This window comes from Testudinibacter sp. 'clade 2' (assembly GCF_006227735.1).
GTDB lineage: Bacteria > Pseudomonadota > Gammaproteobacteria > Enterobacterales > Pasteurellaceae > Chelonobacter.
In genome coordinates this window covers 1-1,275 of the sequence record NZ_VDHB01000224.1, presented here as the reverse complement: position 1 = coordinate 1,275, position 1,275 = coordinate 1, and the positions used below count along the sequence as shown (strand labels likewise).

At 34.8% G+C, this 1,275-nt stretch carries 2 protein-coding genes; both read right to left on the bottom strand.

Annotated elements, in window-relative coordinates:
* Nucleotides 1–22 precede the first annotated feature (22 nt).
* Nucleotides 23–1,069 carry a DNA cytosine methyltransferase gene (locus FHQ30_RS12865; protein WP_139610786.1) on the bottom strand — a complete coding sequence of 349 codons (1,047 nt, stop codon included), beginning with the start codon at nucleotides 1,067–1,069 and terminating at the stop codon, nucleotides 23–25.
* A gap of 11 nt (nucleotides 1,070–1,080) precedes the next feature.
* A partial coding sequence (locus tag FHQ30_RS13340) for a hypothetical protein (protein ID WP_176552781.1) occupies nucleotides 1,081–1,275 on the bottom strand: 195 nt, incomplete at its 5' end.

The following is a 1,275-nucleotide window of genomic DNA, read 5'->3' as shown; positions in this document are numbered from 1 at the left end:
AAGGACTTAAATTAGGAGTACTTCAAAAAGTAGATAAAATATGTCGACCAACAGCTTCTGACATTAACGGTGGAACCGCATTTCCTATCTGTTTAGCTTTTGAATTAAATGTCCCTGAAAATTGGTAGTTCATAGGAAATGTTTGTAATAAGGCTGCTTCTCTCAAGGATAAAGCTCTATCTTGTTCAGGGTGACCGAATCTACCATTGGAATAACTTGTACATCTAGTTGTTAAAACACTAGATGGCTTATCCCACGATAATCTACCATAGACATCTTTATGACCGTTATGATGCCTATGGCACTTTAATTTTACATTATCTTGCCAATCTTCTCTGCCCCCACCTTCTGGCGTCTGTTTGATTCTAAGGAGGCTGAGTGCATTTAATGAGGCTGATTTATGATCAGGGATATTGGCATGCTCTTGACCATGGGATATTTCAGGTAACTCATAAATCCAATCCCTAACAGTTGAATACGGTTTTTTTATACCATCAAAACTGCTTGCCGGCAAAGATATATTCGTATGTTTGGAAGCCAGGAGGATAAGCCGTTTCCTATCTTGAGGAACACCAAACCACATTGCCGAAACAATACCGTAACTGTATTGATAACCTAATTCATCAAGTAGTGATAAAAAGTCAAAAAATGGAGTAGAGTACCCTTTCAAGTTTTGCATGCCAGGTACATTTTCAATAAAGACAAAATCTGGATGATAGGATTTAACAAAACGCCCAAACTCTCCAAGTAAATGTCTCCGGGGATCAGAATTTGATTTTTTACTATTTTGTGTAGAAAACGGCTGACAAGGTGCACAGCCTGAAAATAAAGTATAGCATTGATTTTTTTTACTTTTTCCAAAAATTTCTTTGATGCAATCCACTTTTAACCTTGTGATATCATCGTTAATAAAAAAAGCATTTGGAAAATTTAGTTGAAATGTGTTACTTGCTTCTTTATCAAAATCCAAGCCAAAAACAACCTCCATGCCAGCTTGTTTAAAGCCTTGGCTTGTTCCGCCGCATCCGGAAAAAAAATCAAATACTTGGATTTTTTTTTTATCTTGCATATGGCTAATCCTCAATCTGAATTATCTATTACAAATGAGTTTAGCATAGTTCTAATTTTTTCTAAATGAGAATTTTCTTTAGGAATTTTACGTAGATATCTTATCTGTATCAATAAAATAGAAGCACTATCAGTATCATCTTCTCCTATTTCTTTTTTTGTTATCTGTTCAAAAATCTTTTTAGCATCATCCCCATTTCCTATAAT

Bases quoted from the DNA above. Each gene is read 5' to 3' on its own strand.
- FHQ30_RS12865 (WP_139610786.1), bottom strand. From the start codon at position 1,069: ATGCAAGATAAAAAAAAAATCCAAGTATTTGATTTTTTTTCCGGATGC.